This is a genomic window from Paraburkholderia sp. BL10I2N1 (genome assembly GCF_004361815.1).
Taxonomy (GTDB): Bacteria; Pseudomonadota; Gammaproteobacteria; order Burkholderiales; family Burkholderiaceae; genus Paraburkholderia.
Map to the genome: position 1 here is coordinate 4,338,722 of NZ_SNWA01000001.1, position 21,321 is coordinate 4,360,042.

General features: G+C 64.7%; 20 protein-coding genes. 5 read left to right on the top strand and 15 right to left on the bottom strand.

From position 1 onward, the window contains the following. Nucleotides 1–72: 72 nt before the first annotated feature. A complete protein-coding gene (locus B0G77_RS20240) occupies nucleotides 73–1,224 on the top strand; it encodes a branched-chain amino acid ABC transporter substrate-binding protein (RefSeq protein WP_133663725.1) in 1,152 nt (383 codons plus the stop codon). Nucleotides 1,225–1,295: 71 nt separating this feature from the next. Here the strand turns inward: B0G77_RS20240 and B0G77_RS20245 are convergent, their stop codons facing one another. Continuing rightward, nucleotides 1,296–3,248 (bottom strand): DUF3857 domain-containing transglutaminase family protein, encoded by a 1,953-nt coding sequence (locus tag B0G77_RS20245; protein ID WP_133663726.1) that lies wholly within the window; start codon nucleotides 3,246–3,248, stop codon nucleotides 1,296–1,298. Further along, on the bottom strand, nucleotides 3,245–4,159 hold the full coding sequence (locus tag B0G77_RS20250; protein ID WP_133663727.1) for an AraC family transcriptional regulator: 915 nt from the start codon (nucleotides 4,157–4,159) through the stop codon (nucleotides 3,245–3,247). The genes B0G77_RS20245 and B0G77_RS20250 overlap by 4 nt, the downstream gene beginning before the upstream one ends. Before the next feature lie 110 nt (nucleotides 4,160–4,269). Here B0G77_RS20250 and B0G77_RS20255 point away from each other — a divergent pair, with 110 nt between their 5' ends. Further along, nucleotides 4,270–4,815: a hypothetical protein gene (locus tag B0G77_RS20255; RefSeq protein WP_133663728.1), complete on the top strand. Its 546-nt coding sequence runs from the start codon at nucleotides 4,270–4,272 to the stop codon at nucleotides 4,813–4,815. A 121-nt stretch (nucleotides 4,816–4,936) separates the two neighbouring features. Here B0G77_RS20255 and B0G77_RS20260 read toward each other — a convergent pair whose 3' ends face one another. Then, nucleotides 4,937–6,154: an aminotransferase class I/II-fold pyridoxal phosphate-dependent enzyme gene (locus tag B0G77_RS20260; protein ID WP_133663729.1), complete on the bottom strand. Its 1,218-nt coding sequence runs from the start codon at nucleotides 6,152–6,154 to the stop codon at nucleotides 4,937–4,939. 117 nt (nucleotides 6,155–6,271) lie between these two features. On the opposite strand from B0G77_RS20260, the gene B0G77_RS20265 reads away from it, so the two are divergent. After that, nucleotides 6,272–7,123: a LysR substrate-binding domain-containing protein gene (locus tag B0G77_RS20265; protein ID WP_133663730.1), complete on the top strand. Its 852-nt coding sequence runs from the start codon at nucleotides 6,272–6,274 to the stop codon at nucleotides 7,121–7,123. A gap of 46 nt (nucleotides 7,124–7,169) precedes the next feature. On the opposite strand, the gene B0G77_RS20270 is transcribed toward B0G77_RS20265, so the two are convergent. The 9 genes from B0G77_RS20270 to B0G77_RS20310 all read right to left on the bottom strand — a co-directional run bounded on the left by B0G77_RS20270 (nucleotide 7,170) and on the right by B0G77_RS20310 (nucleotide 17,560). Then, the gene (locus B0G77_RS20270; RefSeq protein ID WP_133664210.1) at nucleotides 7,170–7,835 is read right to left on the bottom strand and encodes a hypothetical protein; all 666 of its coding nucleotides are present in this window, start codon (nucleotides 7,833–7,835) and stop codon (nucleotides 7,170–7,172) included. A 413-nt stretch (nucleotides 7,836–8,248) separates the two neighbouring features. After that, nucleotides 8,249–9,064: an N-formylglutamate deformylase gene (gene hutG, locus B0G77_RS20275; RefSeq protein ID WP_133663731.1), complete on the bottom strand. Its 816-nt coding sequence runs from the start codon at nucleotides 9,062–9,064 to the stop codon at nucleotides 8,249–8,251. Between the two features lie 37 nt (nucleotides 9,065–9,101). Then, nucleotides 9,102–10,496 (bottom strand): formimidoylglutamate deiminase, encoded by a 1,395-nt coding sequence (locus tag B0G77_RS20280; protein WP_133663732.1) that lies wholly within the window; start codon nucleotides 10,494–10,496, stop codon nucleotides 9,102–9,104. Between the two features lie 32 nt (nucleotides 10,497–10,528). Then, on the bottom strand, nucleotides 10,529–11,752 hold the full coding sequence (gene hutI, locus B0G77_RS20285) for an imidazolonepropionase (RefSeq protein WP_133663733.1): 1,224 nt from the start codon (nucleotides 11,750–11,752) through the stop codon (nucleotides 10,529–10,531). Between the two features lie 60 nt (nucleotides 11,753–11,812). Next, a complete protein-coding gene (locus tag B0G77_RS20290; RefSeq protein WP_133663734.1) occupies nucleotides 11,813–12,433 on the bottom strand; it encodes a HutD family protein in 621 nt (206 codons plus the stop codon). Continuing rightward, complete coding sequence (gene hutU, locus B0G77_RS20295; protein WP_133663735.1) at nucleotides 12,433–14,121, bottom strand: urocanate hydratase; 1,689 nt, start codon at nucleotides 14,119–14,121, stop codon at nucleotides 12,433–12,435. Before hutU ends, B0G77_RS20290 begins: the two co-directional genes overlap by 1 nt. Before the next feature lie 32 nt (nucleotides 14,122–14,153). Next, a complete protein-coding gene (gene hutC, locus B0G77_RS20300) occupies nucleotides 14,154–14,849 on the bottom strand; it encodes a histidine utilization repressor (protein ID WP_133663736.1) in 696 nt (231 codons plus the stop codon). An 18-nt stretch (nucleotides 14,850–14,867) separates the two neighbouring features. Further along, nucleotides 14,868–16,394: a histidine ammonia-lyase gene (gene hutH / locus B0G77_RS20305; RefSeq protein WP_133663737.1), complete on the bottom strand. Its 1,527-nt coding sequence runs from the start codon at nucleotides 16,392–16,394 to the stop codon at nucleotides 14,868–14,870. A gap of 281 nt (nucleotides 16,395–16,675) precedes the next feature. Beyond that, on the bottom strand, nucleotides 16,676–17,560 hold the full coding sequence (locus B0G77_RS20310) for a LysR family transcriptional regulator (protein ID WP_133663738.1): 885 nt from the start codon (nucleotides 17,558–17,560) through the stop codon (nucleotides 16,676–16,678). A 106-nt stretch (nucleotides 17,561–17,666) separates the two neighbouring features. Here B0G77_RS20310 and B0G77_RS20315 point away from each other — a divergent pair, with 106 nt between their 5' ends. Together B0G77_RS20315 and B0G77_RS20320 are read left to right on the top strand one after the other, a co-directional pair. Beyond that, nucleotides 17,667–18,560, top strand: a complete 894-nt coding sequence (locus B0G77_RS20315) for an NAD-dependent epimerase/dehydratase family protein (RefSeq protein WP_133663739.1) — start codon at nucleotides 17,667–17,669, stop codon at nucleotides 18,558–18,560. A 143-nt stretch (nucleotides 18,561–18,703) separates the two neighbouring features. Beyond that, complete coding sequence (locus B0G77_RS20320; protein ID WP_133663740.1) at nucleotides 18,704–18,886, top strand: hypothetical protein; 183 nt, start codon at nucleotides 18,704–18,706, stop codon at nucleotides 18,884–18,886. Between the two features lie 37 nt (nucleotides 18,887–18,923). Here B0G77_RS20320 and B0G77_RS20325 read toward each other — a convergent pair whose 3' ends face one another. From B0G77_RS20325 to B0G77_RS20335, 3 genes are all read right to left on the bottom strand, one after another. Next, nucleotides 18,924–19,352 carry an SRPBCC domain-containing protein gene (locus tag B0G77_RS20325; RefSeq protein WP_133663741.1) on the bottom strand — a complete coding sequence of 143 codons (429 nt, stop codon included), beginning with the start codon at nucleotides 19,350–19,352 and terminating at the stop codon, nucleotides 18,924–18,926. Continuing rightward, entirely contained in the window at nucleotides 19,262–19,693 is a 432-nt protein-coding gene (locus B0G77_RS20330) for a metalloregulator ArsR/SmtB family transcription factor (RefSeq protein WP_133663742.1), read from the bottom strand. The genes B0G77_RS20325 and B0G77_RS20330 overlap by 91 nt, the downstream gene beginning before the upstream one ends. Before the next feature lie 196 nt (nucleotides 19,694–19,889). Continuing rightward, on the bottom strand, nucleotides 19,890–21,272 hold the full coding sequence (locus tag B0G77_RS20335) for an NCS2 family permease (RefSeq protein ID WP_133664211.1): 1,383 nt from the start codon (nucleotides 21,270–21,272) through the stop codon (nucleotides 19,890–19,892). Between the last annotated feature and the right edge of the window lie 49 nt (nucleotides 21,273–21,321).

Genomic DNA, 21,321 nt, shown 5'->3' on the forward strand with positions numbered 1-21,321 from the left:
CGCGGCGTGTCTCCGGTGCACATGATCGAGCCGGTTTTCGTCCCTTGAACCTTGTAGATGGAAGGAGAGAACATGAGTCTTCGCAAGACGATGCAACCTGTCGCTGTGCTGCTGGGTGCCGTGTTGTCGGTCGCACCGTTATCCAGCTTCGCGGACGATCTGCCGGTCAAGATCGGTTTCGCCGCGCCGCTGACGGGCGCGAACGCCGGCTACGGCAAGGATCTCGAGAACGGTGTGCGGCTCGCGATCGACGAGGCGAACGCGCAGAAGATCAAGATCGGCGACAAGGTCGCGAATTTCAGCCTCCTGTCCGAAGACGATCAGGCCGACCCCCGTATCGGCGTGCAGGCGGCGCAGAAGCTGGTGGACCAGAACGTATCGGTGGTGGTCGGCCACTTCAATTCGGGCACGACGATTCCGGCCTCGCAGATCTATGAGCAGGCCGGCATTCCAATGATCGACCCGGCCGCAACCAACCCGACCATCACGAGCCGCGGCTTTGCGAACACCTTCATGGTCATCTCAACCGATGGCCAGAACGCCGGCAATGCAGGCGCCTATGCCGTCGACGTCACGAAGGCGAAGCGGATCGCCATCATCGACGACCGGACCGCGTTCGGTCAGGGTGAAGCCGACGAGTTCGAAAAGGCGGTGAAAGCGCACGGCGGCAACATCGTGACGCGCGAATACACCGACAACCACGCCGTCGACTTCAGCACCCAGCTGACGAAGATCAAGGCGACCAACGCCGATCTGATTTTCTTCGGCGGCCTCGACAATCAGGCAGCGGCCATCGCGAAGAAGATGAAGCAGCTCGGCATGACGGCGCAGTTGCTCGGCGGCGGCGGCGTCGAGGATCCCGAGTTCGTGAAGCTGGCCGGCGACGCAGCGGACGGCGCGATGGCGTGGGAATACGGCAAGCCGCTCGCGCAACTGCCCGGCGGCAAAGACTTCTCCGACAAATTCAAGAAGAAGTACGGCGTCGATATCCTGTCCTATGCGCCGTTCGGCTATGACGCGACGTGGGCGGCGATCAAGGCGATGCAGGTGGCGAAGTCGTCCACGCCGTCGGTGTACCGGCCTGCGCTGAAAACCATCAGCTTCGAAGGTGTGACCGGGCCGATCTCGTTCGACAACACCGGTGCGCTGAAGAATGCCCAGTCCACGCTGTATCAGGTGAAGGGCGGCGTCTGGGTCCCTGTGGTCACGAAGAGCGGCAGCTAGGCGTTCCTCCGCCACAACGGTCTTGCCGCGCGTGCCGTCCCGCTTTCAACGCGGGGCGACACGCGCCTCGACTAGCCTCCCTCGGCTTTCGCCACCACCTGCGAGAATGCGTCCCGCTCGATACGCTCCAGCGCGGCACGCGACTGCGCAAACTCTTCCGGCGAGCAGACCTGGTGCCCGAACGCGGCATGCAAACGCCGCGTAACCTGCAAGGTCCGCGTAGCAGGATCGAAGACGTAGTGCGACGCATAGTCGAAAGACGGTGCGCGCACGGCGGCATCGCGCGGCACATCGGTGACGCGCACATTCGCCGGCAGCGTGATCTGCGCAGTCTCGTCGAAATCTCCACCGATACAGACATACGGTTGCGTGCGCACCGGTTCCGCAAGCCACGTCTGAACCTGCGTCGCAATTCCGCCTGACAGGCTCGACAGTGCAGGCAGCGCAGTCGTGCCATCCGGCCAGACCAGATGTTCGACCGTGCCCTGGATCGAACTCGTGAAGGGTCCATCCGTTGCGGCAAGATCGCCCGTGCGGATCTGCGCCGTGCCGTGCAAACCCGTCTGACGCAAACGGTCGGACGCGATCTGCTGGGCGCGCGCATGTGTCGAGCGCCGGAACATGTTTCGCTCAGGCTCGGCGGTCGCGCCCGTATCCTCGACGCGATACATGTACGTCGCGTTTCCGTCCGCGCCGACGTCGATCTGCAGCCGCACGCTGCGCCCGCGCGGCTGCCCGGCGGGGGTGCGCGACAGCACGCCCTCGTCGACCAGCAGCACAGGCCGGTCCATGACGCCCGCGGGCAGATAGCCAAACGCCGTACCGCCCGCCGACGCGTCCGCGTAAAGTCCCAGATCGGGCATCCAGAGAATCGCGTGATTGATTGCGCTCGTGCCATAGCCCGGCACCGACGGCAGCGTATAGACCGGTCCCAGGCTCAGCAAAACGGGCTCGCTACGGATGCCGAGCGCCGCCAGCAGCGCGCCGTAAAGCGCGACGTAATCCTTGCAGTCGCCGTACCGGTTGCGCAGGATGTCGATCGCGCGATGGGGCTTCGCCGCCGTCTCGCCGAGAAAGAGCGCAACGTAGCGCACGTTGAAGCGCATCCAGTCGTACAGCAGTTGTGCCCTGGTGCGCGGATCGTCGGTCTGCGCGGTCAGCGAGCGGGCCAGTTCGACGATCGCCGGATCGGCCGTCGTCGGGTCCGCGGCGGCCGACTGGTAACGCGCCGCGAACGCCGCAAAATCCGGCGTGGTGGACACGATCAGCCGGTCGCCCCATGTCGCGTAGCCCACTGCCCCGCTCTCGATCGGCGGATACGTCCCGTGACGATACTCGAATGTGTAGCGGGTCCGGCCGTTCTCCGTCACGGGATCGAGCGGCACATAGCCGCGTGCATCCGCATGGAGCGGCACCTCGGCAGGCAGATCGAAGATCAGTTGCTGCAACTCGACCGGCCCGCGCGCCGGTTCGACGAAATACGAAAACGTGCCTGCCTGCAGCGGTTTCGAGCGCGTCTTGCGAAACGCGAGGTGCACGCGCGCACCCGGCTCGACGCCCGGAAAAATCACGGTGCGCAGTACGCCGTCCTCGAAGGTCGGCGCTCCCGCAGAACGCGGCTCCTGCACATCGCGGATACCTTCCGGGCCCACCGGATGAGCAACGCCGTCGCGGCCGATCGTCTCCGCCGCCAGCAACTGGACCTGCTCGATGTCCTTGTTGAACCATACGTAGCGCTGCGCGATGTCGTCGACGCCGCTCGTCGTGTTCGCGCGCAGAACCGTGTCGTCGCGTTCCTCGATGGAACCGTCTTTCTGCACGATGAACAGGTGAACGTCGCGCTCGACCACCGATGGCGGGACGTCTTCCGCAACGGTGGTGTCTTCGGCATGCGCGATCGTCACGCCGCAGCACGCGATCAGCGATAAAACGAGGCCACAGTGGACAAACTGCCGGAATGAGCGGCGCCATGAGCGTCGCGCTGACCTGAGCAACAGGCGGCCCAGCAAGCGGAGCTCACTCATGCGTAATGCACCCTGCTTCGCACACCGGCCCGCCAGGCGCGCGGGCTGACGCCGAACTCTGCACGAAACGCGTGATTGAAATTCGATATGTCGTTGAAGCCGCTGTCCAGCGCGATCTCGACAATTTTTGCCGTATCGTCTGCCAGCCGCAGCGCCGCCGCGCGAAGGCGCGCGCGCAACACGTATTGATGTGGCGTCACGCCGGTCACGTGCGCAAACGTGCGCAGGAAATGGAATTCGCTCATGCATGCGGCGCGCGCCAGACCGCTGAGCGTGTGGGACGCATCGGGCGTGCCGTCGATCATGCGCACGATCTGCGCGACGCGCGACCAGACCGCGGGCGTCGGCTTCGACATGCGGCGTGTGCCTTCCTGAGTCGCCTGAAATGTCGCCCCGGCCAGTTGGACGACCAGTTCATCCCAGGCCGGCTGTGTTGCCGTTCCGCTCCCCGATGTGCCTGCGCAGGCACGCGCAATCAGTGGCGACAGCACCCGCAAGGGCGGAACGCGTAGACGGCGGAAATCCAGATCGCGGCTGCCGAGGCCAGCGTCGGCGGCCTGCCGCTCGAACCAGCCTGGCGTGTAGTGCACGGACAGGCAGCGGTCACCCGCGCCGTGTCGATGTCCGCACTCGAAACATTGGCCCGTGTTGCCGAGCAGCAGCGAACCCGGCGTCAGCAGTTCGGACCCGACATCCGTGCGGCACGTGAACGAACCGGCAACCACCATCGCGATGCACACGTGCGTGTGCTGTTCCTCGAACGGACGATCGTGTGGGCCGAAGGTGCACAGCACGTCGTGGATGGCCCAGCCTTCGCCCGCCGCGACGGGACGCGCGGCAGTCCGCCCACGACCGCCAGCGAGCACACGCTGCTCGAGTGCCTGTTGCAGATCTGCGGCAATTTTCCCCAAGATGTCACCTCGTCCGGGTCCGTATGATGCTTTTATCACATCGGCAGCGAACGCGGTTTTGCTGCGGCGCGTCCGCGTCGATGAATTCTTCACACGATGGAGCACGCAGGATGAACCTCAGCGAAGCGAATCTCGAACAGGGTTTTTTTCCGGCCCTCGCCGCACCTGGCCGCGCAACCGATATTCCCGAAGCCGACGATGTCTACGGATGGCTCGTCGGGAGCTGGGAACTTGATGTCAGGCACTACCGCGTCGACGTCGCCCCACAACACATCAAGGGCGAGAGCCATTTCGCCTGGGTGCTCGAAGGCCGCGCGGTGCAGGACGTATGGATCATGCCGCCGCGCAGCCAGCGCTCGCCTCGCCTCGATACAGGCAACGACATGTACGGCACGACGCTGCGCATCTGGGACGCGACGCTGCGTGCATGGCGTGTCACCTATCTCAACCCGGCGACCGGTCAGCGCGACGAGTTGATCGGACGGCGCGTCGGCCACGACATCATCCAGATCGGCGCGCACGCGAACGGCACACCGATCCGCTGGAATTTCACCGATATCGCCAGCGATGCCTTCCGCTGGACCGGCGTTGCGCTCGAACCCGACGGCGTGACGTGGCGGCTCGAAGCGGAATTCATTGCCCAGCGCATGCGGTAAGCGGTGAGATCGGCGCGCGATCGGTCATGCGCTCTTTTACCGCAAATGCTGGCGTGCGGGAAGATTCGCGCGCTCCACCCTTTTGTTCGCTGTCCCTTCGCTTGCCGCTCCATGACAGTCTTCAGCGGCGTGTCTCTTCGACCGCCTTCAACAGCGACAGCGCAATGCCACGCGCCGCCTCGCGCACCTCGTCGAGCGAAGGAAACGATGGCGCAATACGCAGATGGCTGTCATCAGGATCGATGCCATACGGAAACGCCGCGCCGGCGGGCGTGAGCACCAGCCCGGCTTGCGCAGCCAGTGTGACGGTCCGCTTCGCAAGCCCGCGCGGCGCGTACAGGCTGATGAAGTAGCCGCCCTGCGGCTCGTTCCACGACACATCCGGCAGGCCGCCAAGCCACTCGTCGAACGTCGCCACGACCGCGTCGAACTTCGGCTTCAACAAGGCGCGATGACGCTCCATCAAACGCATGAGCCCCGCCCGGTCGCGCAACAAACGCACATGACGCAGTTGGTTCAGCTTGTCCGGCCCGATAGAGCGAATCGACACATGCTGTTGCCACCACGCAATATTCCGCTGCGACGACGCAAGAAACGCAATCGCGGCACCCGCAAAGGTGACCTTGGACAACGAAGCGAACACCAGCGCACGATCCGCATGGCCGGCTCTTTCGCATGCCTTAAGGATGTCGGGCGTCGTGTGGTGGTGTTCGGTCAGGTGATGGAAGCGGTATGCGTCGTCCCACATCAGGCGGAAATCGGCCGCGGCGGTTTGCATCGAGGCGAGGCGCTGCACTACCTGCGCCGACCAGATCGCGCCCGTCGGGTTGCTGTAGAGCGGCACGCACCACATGCCCTTGATCGACGCATCGTCACGCACCTGGGCTTCGACGAAATCCATATCCGGGCCGTCATCGTTGAACGGTACAGCGATCATCCGGATGCCAAGCGCTTCACAGATCGCGAAATGCCGGTCATAGCCGGGCGCGGGACACAGAAACGCAATGTCGTCATGCCTGCGCCACGCGTCGCCGCCGGGCACGCCCGCGAGCATCGCGAACGCGAGTGCGTCGTGCATCAGCTCGAGGCTCGAATTGCCGGCGGCCACCACCTGTGCAGCCGGCACGTCGAGCAGGTCCGCGCCGAATTCGCGCGCTTCCGGCAAGCCCAGCAGATGCCCATAGTTGCGGCAATCGATGCCATCGCGCGACACGAACCCTACGGTGCCCGCTTCGTCCAGCAGCGCGCGCGACAGATCGAGCTGCGCGGCAGAAGGCTTGCCGCGCGACATGTCGAGGCGCATCCCCAGTTTTCTGAAATCTTCGTAGGTCATCGGCATTGCGTGAGTCTCCGGCCGCGCTCGCGGCATATTGTTGAACCGCCGCCAGTATGCGGTCCGCCTTGCGTTCAGACAAACGCGTTATATTGAACGTTTCAATCAGCTTTTCTGATACCGATGAAAACCCTCGATCTCGATGTTCTCTCGATGGTAGTGGCAATCGCCGACGCCGGCAGCTTCGTGCGCGGGGCGGCGCTTGTGCATCGGTCGCAGTCGGCGTTGAGCATGCAGATCCGCGCGCTGGAAGATGCGCTCGGCAAGCCGCTTTTCGTGCGCGGCCCACGCAGCGTCACACTGACCCAGGACGGCCAGGTGCTGCTCGCCTACGCCCGCCGTATGCTCGCCTTGCGCGACGAAGCGTGGGCGTCGATGGTTCATCCCGAGGTGAAAGGCCGCGTGTCGATCGGTGTGCCGGACGATTACGCGTCGTCATTGCTGCCTTCAGTGCTGCGCAAGTTTTCGGCGACGTATCCGAAAGTCGAGATCCAGGTGGTGGGTCTGCCGAGCCACGCGCTCGCGCCGCTCGTCCGCGACAACAAGGTCGATCTTGCCTGCGTCACGCGAATGAAAGGCTTGAGCGGCGACTTTATCCGCTTCGAGCCGATGGTCTGGGCCGGCTCGGCAGGCGGACGGGAAATCTGGAAGGAACGGCCGTTGCCGATTGCGCTCTTCGGCGCCGGCAGTGTCGCGCGGGCCAATGCGATCCATGCGCTGGAGCGCGCGAAGATCGCTTACCGCACATCGTATGAAAGCCCGAGCCTGATGGGACTCTTCAGCATGGTAGAGGCCGGACTGGCGATTGCGCCGCTCGCGCGATGCGCAGTGCCGCAGCATTTCGTGCAGCTGGGTCGCCCCCATGGGCTGCCGAAGCTCCCGGAGCTCGAGGTCGTACTGGCACGCAGCGCGCGCTCAAACCGGCCGCCGTGCGACTTTCTCGCCGAACAGATCCTCACTGAACTGCGGCTGTAATCGCGCACCTGTGCACCAGGTGTCGATGGGTCCCAGGCGGTGCCGCTCAGTCGCCATCGCCAAGCTGGTTCAGCAGTTCCTGCAGCTTCTCTACATGCCGCAGCAGCAGATCGCGGTGCTTTTCGATCTGTTCAAGACGGCCTTCCAGGTCCGCATGGACGTGACCGTCGAGATCCGTGGCGGCCAGCACGTCCTCGACTTTGGCGCGAACCGCGCTGAATTCGACAGGCGGGTGACTCAAATAGCGTTCGAAGCGTCGCACGTCCTGCACCGCAAGATCCCGGACCTTGCGAAAATGCGCGTGACGCCGGTGCGCCTCGGCATCGAACGCTTCCTCTTCCGCGCGCCGCGAAGCGCCCGGTTGCCTGAAGATCGGCTCGGGCGGGCGCAGCACCGATTTCTTGCGTACGGGATGGGCCGTGCCGCGAAAGCGCGCGAGCGGCGCCTCGTTGTCGATGGCGGCGCGCGCATCGGCGGGAATGTCGCCCCCTTCATGCGGCGTGTCCATCCAGCCCGCCGGAAGACCCGTCACGGCCTCCACACCGCGCACGAACTCTTCGCTGAACTCGCGCTGGCCAGACAGCATCAGCTTCAGATAGCTCGCGGAAAACGTCATCATTCGCGCGAGCCGCGTCACAGCTCCCACCTCGCGGGTCAGCACCGCAAGGTTCGCCCGCCAGACCGGGAGCTGGGATTCTTCGGAATCTTCCATCGATGAGTCGTCCATCTTTTCTCGCCCGATGTTGTCGTGACGCCACTGCGCGGCCGGTACCGCAGGCGTCGTGTTCATGAAGGGTAGTCGCTTCGCCATGCTGCGCGCAACCCGCACGTATGGCGTGTGCACACTGACGCGCGCAACACCGCAAGCGCCGGATCGACGGGGTTACCCGTTGACCCGTCTGGCGGAGCAGTGTTCCTGACAGACCGAAGGAGGGTGTAACGGCGACGGCGTGCCCGGGCGGCACGTGCGGAGCGCCAGCCCGAGCGGATTGGCGCGCTATATGCTTGTTTTTCTTTGAACGGGCAAACACGCAAAGGCGCCGCTTGCGGCGCGCTCCTCGACGCACATCGGAATACGCCGCGAGTTGCGCGGCGACATGCACCGCGCGGCGGCTTCCCAGCGCCTCAGGCCGCCGCGACCCGCGCCAGCGCGGTCTTCAGCAGTGCCTCGAGCACCGGCTGCACCTTCGCGGCTAGGGCATCGTCATACGAATACGGCATCTGCTCCTGCATGTAGGTAATCTGCGACAGTTCGAGCTGCACCGCGTGCACGCCCTGCTCCGGCTGGCCATACTGGCGCGTGATGTAACCACCCTTGAAGCGGCCGTTGGCCACCGCCGTATAGCCGCCGTCATGTGCCTCGACGATCGCCGCGAGTTCGTCGGCGAGCCCTACTGCCGCGCTTGCGCCGTTCGCCGTGCCGAGGTTGAAATCCGGCAGGCGCCCTTCGAAGAAGCGCGGCACGTGCGAGCGGATCGAATGCGCCTCCCACAGCAGCACCTTGCCGTGCTTCGCCTTCAGCGCCGCGAGTTCGCTCACGATCGCGTTGTGGTACGGCTTCCAGTATGCGTCGCGGCGACGGGCGACTTCGGCGTCGTCGGGCAGCCGGCCGTCGCGATACAACGGTTCCTTGTCGAATGTATCGACGGGCAGGAGGCCCGTCGTATCCTGCCCCGGATACAGGTTCGCACCATCGGGCGGACGGTTCAGATCGATCACATAGCGCGCGTAGGTCGGCGTCAGGATCGATGCGCCGAGGCTTTTGGCGAATGCGTACAGGCGGTCGAGATGCCAGTCGCAGTCGTCGGTGCGCGCGGCGACCGGAGTCATCGTCGCGGCGATGTCGTCCGGGATGCGCGTGCCCAGATGCGGAATCGAGATCAGAAGCGGCAGGCTTCCCTGGTGCAGCGAGAAGACCGGTGCGGAGTTCGATGCAGTCATGTGAGTCCAGGTTCAGTTCGTTCGATCGATGGTTCGATCACTTCAGCAGGTCGGCGAGCGCGACGCGGTATTGCGCGTAGGCGCGTTCTTCGTCGCGATGCCGGCGGTTGTCGACGAGTTTCTCGCCGCCCGCATACACGTCGCGAACCGGCGATTCGCCATGCTCGCAGAATACGACACCCGAGAGCCAGCTGTCAGGCCCATGCCCGGCGATGCTCGCATGATCGGCGTCGAGCACGAGCCAGTCGGCGCGACGGCCGGCCTGCAACGCGCCGACCGGATGGCCGGTTGCACGCGCACCGCCGTCCAGCGCTGCGGCGTACAGGCGATCGGCGACATGGGTCGCCTCTGCGGAGGCCAGCACATTGCGTTGACGGCGTGACAGCCGCTGGCCGTATTCGAGCAGACGCAGTTCCGAGCGCCAGTCGACACCGATATGGCTATCGGAGCCGATACCGAACCGCCCTTTCGCTTCGAGATACTCCCGCGCCGGGAAAATACCGTCGCCAAGATTCGCCTCGGTCGTAAGACACAGACCGGCAATCGCGCCGCTCTTCGCGAGCGCGACGGTTTCATCGGCGTCGACGTGCGTTGCATGCACGAGGCACCAGCGTGAATCGACATCGAAACGGTCGAGCAGCCATTGCACAGGCCGCGCGCCTTCGGTTTCGAGGCAGGCATCGACTTCGGCGGTCTGCTCGGCGATGTGGATGTGCACGGGCGCGCCCGGCAGCATCGCGTCGAGGCCTCCGAGCACGGCGCGCAGCGAATCCTCCGACACCGCGCGCAACGAATGCGGCGCCACGCCGTAGCGCAGCGACGCATCCTCAGCGTGCGCGTCGCGCAATTTACCGAGCAGATCGAGGAGGCTGTCCGGCGTGTTGATGAAGCGCTGCTGGTCGGCGCGCGGCGCCTGCGAACCGAATCCGCTGTACTGGTACAGCACCGGCAGCATCGTCATGCCGATGCCGGTGTGCTTCGCTGCATCGACCACGCGCCCGGCCAGTTCCGCCGGGTTCACGTAGCGCGTACCGTCGGGCGTGTGGTGCACGTAGTGAAACTCGCACACCGACGTATAGCCCGCCTTCAGCATCTCGATGTACAGCCATTGCGCGATAGCCCCGAGCCCTTCCGGGGAGATACGCGCGGCGAAGCGGTACATCAGGTCGCGCCAGCTCCAGAAGGTGTCGGTGGCATTCGCGCGATATTCGGTAAGGCCAGCCATCGCACGCTGGAACGCGTGCGAATGGAGATTCGGCATACCGGGCAGAACAGGGCCCGCCGCATACGCGACACCGGGGGTAGCCGCGGTGCTGTCGGGCGTCACCGCGGTCAGCATGCCATCGGTGTTCCATTCCAGCAGCACGTTGCGCCGCCAGCCGTCCGGTAGATACGCGTATTCGGCGAACAGCGATTGATTCGATTGAGTCATCTTCGGACCTTGAGGGTGGTCAGGACGGCGGCTTATGCGTGAGCGCGCCGCGTATGGACGGTTTCGCCCGCCCGTACAACGCGCGCGCACAGCGGCCGGCCGATCCAGTATGCGAGCTCCGCCAGCGTATCGACGGACCACACCGCGAAATCGCCCGAACGTCCTGCTGCGAGCGTACCGTGGCGTTCCGCCTGGCCGAGCGCGCGCGCTGCGTGGCGGGTCACGCCCTGCAACACTTCGGGGACCGTCATGCGGAACAGCGTGGTCGCCATGTTCATCATCAGCAGGAGCGAGGTGGCGGGCGACGTGCCAGGATTGCTGTCGGTCGAGATGGCGATCGGCACACCGTAGCGGCGCAGCAGATCGATCGGCGGCAACTGCGTCTCGCGGATGAAGTAGTAGGCGCCGGGCAGCAGTACGGCGACCGTGCCCGCTTCCTTCATCGCGGCAACGCCTGCTTCGTCGAGAAATTCGAGGTGATCGGCCGAGAGCGCGCGATGACGTGCGGCAAGCGCCGTGCCGCCGCCATTCGACAGCTGCTCGGCATGCATCTTCACCGGCAGCTTGCGACGCTCCGCCGCTTCGAACACGCGCTCGCTCTGCGCAAGCGAAAAGCCGATGCGCTCGCAGAACACATCGACCGCATCGACGAGGCCTTCATCCGCGAGCGCGGGCAGCATGCGGTCACAGACTTCGGTGATGTAATCATCGGCACGTCCGGCGAATTCCGGCGGTAACGCGTGCGCGCCAAGAAACGTCGTGTACACCGATACCGGATAGCGTTCGCCAAGCCGGCGCGCGACGCGCAGCATCTTGCGCTCGCTGTCCAGGTCGAGGCCGTAGCCGGACTTGATTTCGACGGCGGTCACACCTTCGGCAAGCAGCGGTTCGAGCCGCGCGGCCGACTGGCGGAACAAGGTGTCTTCGTCGGCGGCACGCGTGGCGCGCACCGTCGACACGATGCCGCCGCCCTGCCGCGCGATCTCTTCGTAGCTCACGCCCGCGAGCCGCTGGGCGAATTCGTCCGCGCGCTGGCCGCCATACACCAGATGCGTATGGCAATCGACGAGACCAGGCGTCACCCACGCGCCGCCCAGGTCTTCGCGCGGCCAGGCCGCATATTCGGTGGGAAGTTCGTGTGCGGCGCCGAGCCATGCGATCTGGCCGTCGCGCACGGCGATCGCCGCGTCGGCGATCGTCTGGTTGGGGTCGCCCTGCGGGCAAAGTTTCAGGTGATGCCAGACGGTTTGCTTCATCGCTTGCTCATAGCCGTGTGGGGCGAAATACGCGGCCTCGACACAGCGAGGCCGCGTCCGTCATGCGTAGCGGATGCCGATCGCAAGCAGCGCGCCGCTGCCGCCCGTCGTGCAGCGCAGCGCCTGCGCTGCATCCGCGCTGTCGATACGCATCGTATCGTTGATATCCAGTTGAACCGGAGCGGCATCGCCGACTGTCACCGCGATCGGGCCTTCGGCGCAAAACAGCAGCGCGACGTCGGCCGACAACGTGTGTTCGCCGTCGCCGCGCCATACCTCGACTTCGCCTGCGGCCGCGCCACGACGCAGCATCAGGTTGAAATCGCGCGTCGGGCCATTGACGAGCCGCGCTTCGATGACGGCTTCGCCCTCGAAGCGGGCGATATCGAGCGGTTGCTTCAGCGCATGCGTGTAGCCTTGCGCGTCATCGAGCAGCATGCCCGCGCCGGACAACAACACGAGCGTCCGGTCGATGCCCGCAAAGCGTGAGAATGGACCCGGCTGCGCCACGTCGGCGACGCTCACGCGCCACACAAACGTATCGAGACCGGCGCCTTCCGGCCAGGCCGCCACTTCGCGCGTGACGCCGCCGCCGTTCTTCCACGGCGACGCCACGAGATCGACGCCGCGTATCAGCGTCAGGTGCGGCGTTTTACCCATCGCCACGTTCGTTGAAGTCATCAGCGACCGAGCATCGGCAGCTTGAGACCGGCCTCGCGTGCCGTTTCCTGCGCGAGCTCGTAGCCGGCATCCGCGTGACGCATCACGCCCGTCGCCGGATCGTTGAACAGCACGCGGCCCAGGCGTTGCGATGCGGCCTCGGTGCCGTCCGCCACGATCACCACGCCGGAATGCTGGCTGAAGCCCATGCCGACGCCGCCGCCGTGATGCAGCGAGACCCACGTCGCGCCGCCCGCGGTGTTCAGCAGGGCGTTCAGGAGCGGCCAGTCGCTGACAGCGTCCGAGCCGTCCTTCATCGATTCCGTTTCGCGATTCGGGCTGGCGACCGAGCCGGTGTCCAGGTGGTCGCGACCGATCACGATTGGCGCCTTCAACTCGCCGTTCCTGACCATTTCGTTGAACGCCTGGCCGAGGCGATAGCGATCCTTCACGCCAACCCAGCAGATCCGTGCCGGCAGGCCCTGGAACGCGATGCGTTCGCGCGCCATGTCGAGCCAGTTGTGCAGGTGCGGATCATCGGGAATCAGTTCCTTGACCTTCGCATCGGTCTTGTAGATATCTTCCGGATCGCCCGACAGCGCCACCCAGCGGAACGGCCCCTTGCCTTCGCAGAAGAGCGGACGGATATACGCCGGCACGAAGCCCGGGAAATCGAAGGCGTTATCGACGCCCATTTCCAGCGCCATCTGACGGATGTTGTTGCCGTAGTCGAGCGTCGCGGCGCCGCGTTCCTGCAGCGTCAGCATGGCCTGCACCTGAACGGCCATCGACTGCTTCGCGGGCGTCACGATGGTGTCCGGCACGGTCTTCTGACGCTCGCGCCAGTCTTCGACATTCCAGCCCTGCGGCAGGTAGCCGTGGATCGGGTCATGCGCGCTGGTCTGGTCGGTGACGCAGTCCGGCGTGATGCCGCGCTCGACGCATTCCGCGAACACGTCAGCCGCATTGCCGAGCAGACCGACCGAAACTGGCTTGCCTGCCTTCTTCGCCTCTTCGATCATCGCGAGCGCTTCGTCGAGCGTCTTCGCCTTTTTATCGACGTAGCGGGTCTTGAGGCGGAAGTCGATGCGCGTCTCGTCGCATTCGACGGCGATCATCGAGAAGCCGGCCATCGTCGCTGCGAGCGGCTGTGCGCCGCCCATGCCGCCGAGGCCGCCCGTCAGGATCCAGCGGCCCTTCGGGTCGCCGTTGAAATGCTGGTTCGCCACCGAGAAGAACGTCTCATACGTACCCTGCACGATGCCCTGGCTGCCGATGTAGATCCAGCTGCCCGCCGTCATCTGGCCGTACATCATCAGGCCCTTGCGGTCGAGTTCGTGGAAGTGTTCCCACGTCGCCCAGTGTGGCACGAGGTTCGAATTCGCGAGCAGCACGCGCGGCGCATCGGCGTGCGTGCGGAACACACCGACCGGCTTGCCGGACTGGATCAACAGCGTTTCGTCGTCGTTCAGGTCTTTCAGCGACTTGAGGATCTGGTCGAAGCAGTCCCAGTTGCGCGCAGCGCGGCCGATACCGCCGTACACGACCAGCGCATGCGGATGTTCTGCCACTTCCGGATCCAGGTTGTTCTGGATCATGCGGTACGCGGCTTCCGTCAGCCAGCTCTTGCAGGTCTTTTCGCTGCCGTGCGGCGCGCGGATCGTGCGGGACGGGTCGAGACGCGGATCGATGTGTTTCGGGTTGTTCATGTTGGTGGCCCTCAAGTGCCCAGAGAGAAAGTTCAGAAGTGTCCGGTGAAGCGATAACGGCTGCCGGGGTGCCAAAGATTGGCCACCGAAGCGACCATGCCCTGTGACCAGGTGCGTCGATGCAGCACCAGACAGGGCTCCAGTTCATCCATCGTCAGGAGCGTACGGGTATCGGCGTCGGCTGCCAGTGCCTCGATCCTGTACTCGACGCGTTGCAGCGGTGCGACGCGCACGAGATACTGGTTCGGCGTGGTGGTTGTGAAATCCTGCAGCGCGTATTCAGGCGCGACAGCGGGATTCACCCAGCGTTCTTCCAGCTGCACCGGCTCGTCGTTTTCGAAATGCAGCACACGCGAGTGAAACAGCGGGTTACCCGCGTTGACCTGCATTTCTTCGGCGAGCGCCTCGTCGGCGATCGTCGCGCCGACGTGCAGCACGTTCGCCTGATAGCGATGGCCGCGCGCGACGATCTCATCGGAAATGCTGCGGATCGCGACGAGCGTCGATTCGTACTTCGGCCGTGCGACGAAAGTGCCCGAGCCCTGCACGCGCGTGAGCACCTGCTCCGAAGTCAATTCGCGCAGCGCGCGGTTGACCGTCATGCGCGCCACGTTGAACTCGCGTGCAAGTTCGTTTTCCGATGGGACCTGGTCGCCCTCCGCCCATTCGCCCGCGTGGATGCGGGCGAGGATGAAGTCCTTGATCCCCTGATAAGCCGGTGCGTTCATGCTGGTGGCAACGTAGCTTTACTTTTGTTCAGAAGCGAACGAGAGCGGCGAGTGCGCGGCAATCGTGCCGTTCTGCACGAGGCGCGTGATCGCAGCGATGTCCGGCGCGAAGTAGTGATCGAGTTCGTAGTGCGCGACTTCGTTGCGCACCGTCTGCATCACACGTTGCAGGCTCGGGCTCGTCTTGTGCGGAGCGCGCAGATCGACACCCTGGGCTGCGGCGAGCAGTTCGATCGACAGGATGTTCGCGGTGTTTTCGGCCATGTCGGCGAGCTTGCGCGCGGCGAAGGTTGCCATCGACACGTGGTCTTCCTGGTTCGCGGAAGTGGGCAGCGAATCGACCGAAGCCGGATGCGCCAGCGTCTTGTTCTCGGATGCGAGCGCCGCCGCCGTCACGTGCGCGATCATGAAGCCGGAGTTCACGCCGCCATCGCGGACGAGGAACGGCGGCAGGCCCGACAGCGTCGCGTCGATCAGGAGCGCGATGCGGCGTTCGGCGAGCGCGCCGATTTCGGCGGCAGCGAGTGCGAGGTTATCCGCTGCGAACGCGACCGGCTCGGCGTGGAAGTTGCCACCCGAGATCACTTCGCCCGTGTCCGGGAAAATCAGCGGATTGTCGGAGACGGCGTTCGCTTCGATCAGCAGCACGTCAGCGGCGTGGCGCATCTGGTCGAGACACGCGCCCATCACCTGCGGCTGGCAGCGCAGGCTGTACGGGTCCTGCACCTTGTCGCAGTCGGCGTGCGAGACATTGATTGCCGAATCTTCCAGCAGCGAGCGATAAGCCGCTGCGGCTTCGATCTGGCCTTGATGGCCGCGCAACGCGTGGATGCGGTGATCGAACGGCTTGACCGAACCCATTGCGGCGTCGACCGACAGCGCGCCCGCGACCAGCGCCGTGCGATACAGGTCTTCGATCGCGAACATGTTGTAGAGCGCGAGGGCCGTCGAGGCCTGCGTGCCGTTCAGGAGCGCGAGACCTTCCTTGGCCTGCAGCGTGAGCGGCTTGAGTCCGGCGATGCGCAAGCCCTCCGTCGCCGCAGCACGCTCGCCGCGAATGAACACTTCGCCGATGCCGAGCAGCACGCCCGACATATGCGCGAGCGGCGCGAGGTCGCCCGAGGCGCCGACCGAGCCCTTCACCGGGATCACCGGCAGCACGTCGGCGTTGAAGAGGGTAATCAGCGCGTCCATCACTTCGCGACGGATACCCGAATGACCGCGGCCGAGGCTCGACAGCTTTAGCGCCATCAGGAGACGCACGACGGGACGCGACATCGGTTCGCCCACGCCCACAGCGTGCGACAGCACCAGATTCCGTTGCAGCAGTTCGAGCTGGTCGTGCGGAATGTGCGTGCTGGCGAGACGGCCGAAACCGGTATTGATGCCATAGGCCGGCTCGCCCTTCGCGGCGATGTCGGCGACGGTCTTGGCGCCGGCATCGATCGCGGCAAAGCTCGCCGGGTCAAGCTGAAGCGTGACCTGCTCACGGGCGATCTGGCGCAGTTGCGGAAGGGTCAGGTTGCCGGGCGTAAGAATCATGATGGAGTGTCCTGTCTATACAAGTGTGAGTGGAGTCTAGCGTCGCCATCTTGTATATACAACTTGTTTTTGCAGTTTCGACGTTAGGACTTTCCATTAGACGTCATGGCACTTTGTGGCATGCATCTCGCTCTGATTGCGATATCCGCCCGCAGGGCGCGGGTCAGCGCTGCCGACACAGGCCGGGGCGGCGTTCGCTGACAACTTGTATATACACATCAGTCATGGCCGCCAGCAAGAGAATAAAAAAGCCGGCAAGACCCACGCGGCTGCGGACGGCGGCGTCAGAACCTCAGCCGCGTGGCGATGAAATCGAGAAAGCACTGCACGCGGCCGGCGAGCGTTGCGCTCTGGTAATACACCGCGCTCACCGGTTGGCGCACGTCGACGAGCAGGCTGTCGAGAATCGTGATGAGGCGGCCGTCGCGCACATCGGCGGAAGTCATGAAGTCGGACAGGCAGGCAATGCCCCAGTGGCTGAGAACAAGCTGCCGGATCGTCTCGCCGCTCGACGCAGCCATGGCCGGCTCGATCTTCAGCAGGTCGGCGCCGTCGCGCAGCGGCCAGCGGTTCAGCAGGTCCGGCGCGGTGAAACCGATCAGGCGATGCCCGCGCAGCGCGTCAACGCTGCGCGGCTCGCCGTATTCCGCCAGATAGGCCGGGCTCGCGAGCACGCGCAGCTTGCTGCTGCCAAGCGCGCGGGCGTGCAGCGTCGAATCCTGCAGCGCCCCGATGCGGATCGCGATATCGACCTTCTGCTCCAGCAGATCCACGATGCGCTCGTTGCTCGTCAGTTCCAGCCGGATCTCGGGAAAGAGCGCGCTGAACGCCTTCATCTGCGGTGCAATGCAATGCAGCATGAAGGGCGTTGCCGCGTCCACCCGCAGGCGTCCGGACGGCCGTTCCCGGCGACGCGCGACCGATTCTTCCGCCTCCTCCATCGCAGCGAGGATGGCCCGCGCGCGGCCGAGGAACAGCTCGCCCTCCTCCGTCAGGTGCAACCGGCGCGTGGTACGCCGTACGAGTGCGGTATCGAGTTTCTTTTCGAGCCGCGTGAGCGCGCGGCTCACGCCGGACACCGTCTGCTGAAGCTTCTCCGCGGCCGCGGTGATCGAGCCGCTGTCGATCACCGTGACGAAGGCCAGCAGTTCGTCGGTGGAAGTCTTCATTCTTGATTTTCCGTCAATATTGAATTGAGACTAGCACGGTTTTTGCGAAAATCACTTCGACGGATACTGGCCACCTCATTTCCGGATCAACCAGCAGGAGAACGTTGTGAACATCTTCATTACCGGCGCAGGCGGCTTTATTGGCGGTTCGATCGCGACAGGCCTCGTGCGCGCCGGGCATCACGTGCGAGGGCTCGTGCGCCGCCCCGAACTGGCGGACGCGCTGCAGCGCCTTGGCATCGAACCCGTGGTCGGCGATCTCGACGACCGCGCGTTGCTGATCGGTGAGGCGAAGGCCGCCGATGCTGTCATCAACGCCGCCAGCAGCGATCACCGTGACGCAGTCGAAGCGCTGATCGAAGGACTCGCCGGCTCCGGCAAGCCGCTTTTGCATACGAGCGGCTCGAGCATCGTCGGCGACGCCTCGGGTGGCGAAGGCACCGAGGCGATCTACTACGAGGACAGGCTCCCCGAGCCGACCGCCGACAAGGCGGCACGCGTCGCGATCGACCGGCTCGTGCTCGACGCCGCGAACAGGGGCATCCGCTCGGCCGTGCTGTGCAACACGCTGATCTACGGTCACGGCAAGGTGCCCGGCGCCGAAAGCGTGCAACTGCCGCGCCTGCTGCGTCAGGCGAAGAAGAGCGGCGTCGTGCGCCACGTGGGTAGCGGCGGCAACATCTGGTCGAACGTGCATATCGACGACGTCGTCGAGCTATACCGTCTCGCGCTCGAAAAGACGCCGGCCGGCACGTTCTACTTTGTCGAAAGCGGCGAAGCGTCGTTCCGCGACATGACGACCGCGATGGCCGACGTGCTCGGCATGGGCAAGCCGCAAGACTGGCCGCTCGACGAAGCGAAACAGGAATGGGGCTACGAAATGGCGTCGTACGGTCTCGGTTCGAACAGCCGCGTCCGCGGACAGCGTGCGCGCGAACTGCTCGGCTGGAAACCGCAGCGCAGGTCGGTGATCGACTGGATCCGCAACGAGATGGTGTAAACGTCCTGGAGGCGTTGTAATCGACGCGACAGATACCGTGACGCGCGCGCAACGCCGCGCCGTCCTGTAGCGAATCCGTAAGCCCGGCTCGCTAGAATCGCGCATAACACAAGGCGCGACGAGACCACCGCCCGGATTCCCTGATGAATCTCGCACTCAATTTCGACTGGCTGACCAATCTGCTTGCGATCCTGTTCGTCGTCGCCTGTCTCTATGACACGCGCCACGACGAATACGGGACGTTGACGCTGGCGGCCGGCGCAATGGGTCTCATCGTGATGGGCATCGAACTGTTTCTGAAGCCAGCCTTCGATATGTCGTTGTAGGCTTCGCGGCAAGCGATGCGCAGTCTCGGCACCCCTCTCAGGCAAACAGGCGTTCGAGCCAGTCAAGCGCGTCCGTCCAGCCGGACCGATGGCTGTCACGCGCGGCTTCGTCGTCGAACTGTTCGTGCGTAAGCGTAAGAACAGTTGCCTCGCGGTCGCTGCGCAACATGACCGTAACCAGCGATTCGCGTTCGGGCGCAGTGCGCCACGCCCACGTAAAGACAAGTTTCTCGTCGGGCACAACCTCGCGATAGACCCCGCTGACGTCATGCTCCTCGCCGTCCGGTGTGCGCATGATCACGCGAAACCGGCCGCCCACGCGTACGTCAGCTTCGGCATGCACGACATGGTTGCTGGCGGGATGCCACCACTTCGCTATTTGCGCCGGGTCCGTCCAGGCACCGTAGACTTTCGCGGGCGACGCGTTGAGACGGCGCTGGAGCGTGAGACTGGGTCGGACGGACATGCTTCTTCCTCCACAAAGGCTGCAAGCCGGTCAAGCTGTTCGGACCAGAAGCGCTGATAGTGGGTCAGCCACTGCATCGCTTCCTCCATCGGCGCGGCGGACAGACGGCATGCGACCGTGCGCCCGGTTTTACTCCGCGTAACGAGCCCCGCATCCGACAGCACGTCGAGATGCTTCATGACCGCCGGCAGCGACATGGCAAAAGGCTGCGCAAGTTCGCTGACCGACAGATCGTGCTGATCCGAAAGACGTGCGAGCAGCGCGCGCCGCGTGGGGTCCGCGAGCGCGGCGAAGGTGCGGTCCAGAGCCGCTTCCTGAGTTGCTTCCTGATACTTAACCATAGAGTTAAGCTTAGACGATCAGCGCTTCGTGTCAAGCGCGCCTGCAATGCGGCTCGCGCGGGCGGGATCCAAAGAACGAGGCGCTTCACGGTGAACACCGTGAAGCGCCTCGTGTTGCCCGACCCGGCCAGGAAAGTGACGATCAGTCGTTCATGCGTGAATCACGATCGGCGAAGCGCGTCCGCGAAGCCGCGCATCAGATCGCCCAGCCGCCGAGATAGAACACCGCGAGCACGAGTGCGATCGCCACGGTGCCGACGTTGAGCTTGCGAAACTCGCCGCTTACTACCCGGCCGATCACGAGTGTGCAGAAGCCGAGCATGATGCCCGTCACGATATTCGCGGTCAGCACGATGAATACGGCGCAGACGAGACCCGACATCGAGTCGATCATGTCGTTCATGTCGAGCTTGCTGACGCTGCTCAGCATCAGCAGACCCACATACATCAGCGCGGGCGCCGTCGCGTACGAAGGAACGAGGCCAGCCAGCGGCGAGAAGAACATCACGACGAGGAACAGCAGACCGACCACGGCCGCAGCAAGCCCCGTCTTCGCACCAGCGGCCACTCCGACGGTCGATTCGATATAAGCCGCAGCCGGCGCGCCACCGAAGAAGCCCGAAAAGATCGAGCTGAGCGAATCGGCTGTCAGCGCGCGGCCGCCGTTGATGATGCGGCCGTTTTCATCGAGTTGCCCCGCCTGCCCTGCGACAGCACGAATCGTCCCCGTGGCATCGAACACCGCCGTCATCACCAGCGCCAGCACGCTAGGCAGCACCGCGAGCGACAACGCGCCCTTGATGTCCATCGAACCGATCAGCGAAGCGTGACCCGGCGCGGACAGCGACGGCAACGCAAACACCCCGTGGAACGCCACAGCCGGATCGAGAACCATCGCCAGCGCCGAGATCGCCACGATCACGAGCAGGATCGAACCCGGCACGCGACGGCGCACCAGGCCGAAGATGGCCGCGAGACCCGCCACCGACATGATCACTGGCAGCGAGGTGATGTGACCCAGTTGCACTGGCAGCCCCGGGCCCGGATTCTTGACGACAAGACCCACGTCGTTCGCCGCGATCAGCAGCAGAAAGAGGCCGATCCCGATGCCTGTGCCGTGCGCAATGCCCGACGGCAGATTGCGCAGGATCCACGAACGCACGCCCGTCACCGAGATGCCAGTGAACACGAGGCCCATCAGGAAGACCGCGCCAAGCGCGACTGTCGGATGCAGCCCTTTGCCGAGCACGAGCCCGAATGCGGTGAACGCGGTCAGCGAGATCGCGCAGCCGATCGCGATCGGCAGCCGGGCCCAGATACCCATCAGCATCGAACCGAAAGCGGTGGTCAGGCACACGGCGACGAACACCGCGCTCGTATCGAAGCCCGCCTTGCCGAACATGCCGGGAACGACGAAGACCGAATAGACCATCGCCAGAAACGTGGTGACGCCCGCGACGATTTCCTGACGCTGCGTGCTGCCGCGTGCCGAGATTTCGAAATAGCGGTCGAGAATGCCTTTTCCATCGAAAGTCTGGGTGCCGACATCGCCAATCGGCTGGGCCTGGGGTTCCATCATGATGAGTGCCTCCTTTATCAGCATGCTGAAACGGTCGGAAAGCCGGCCG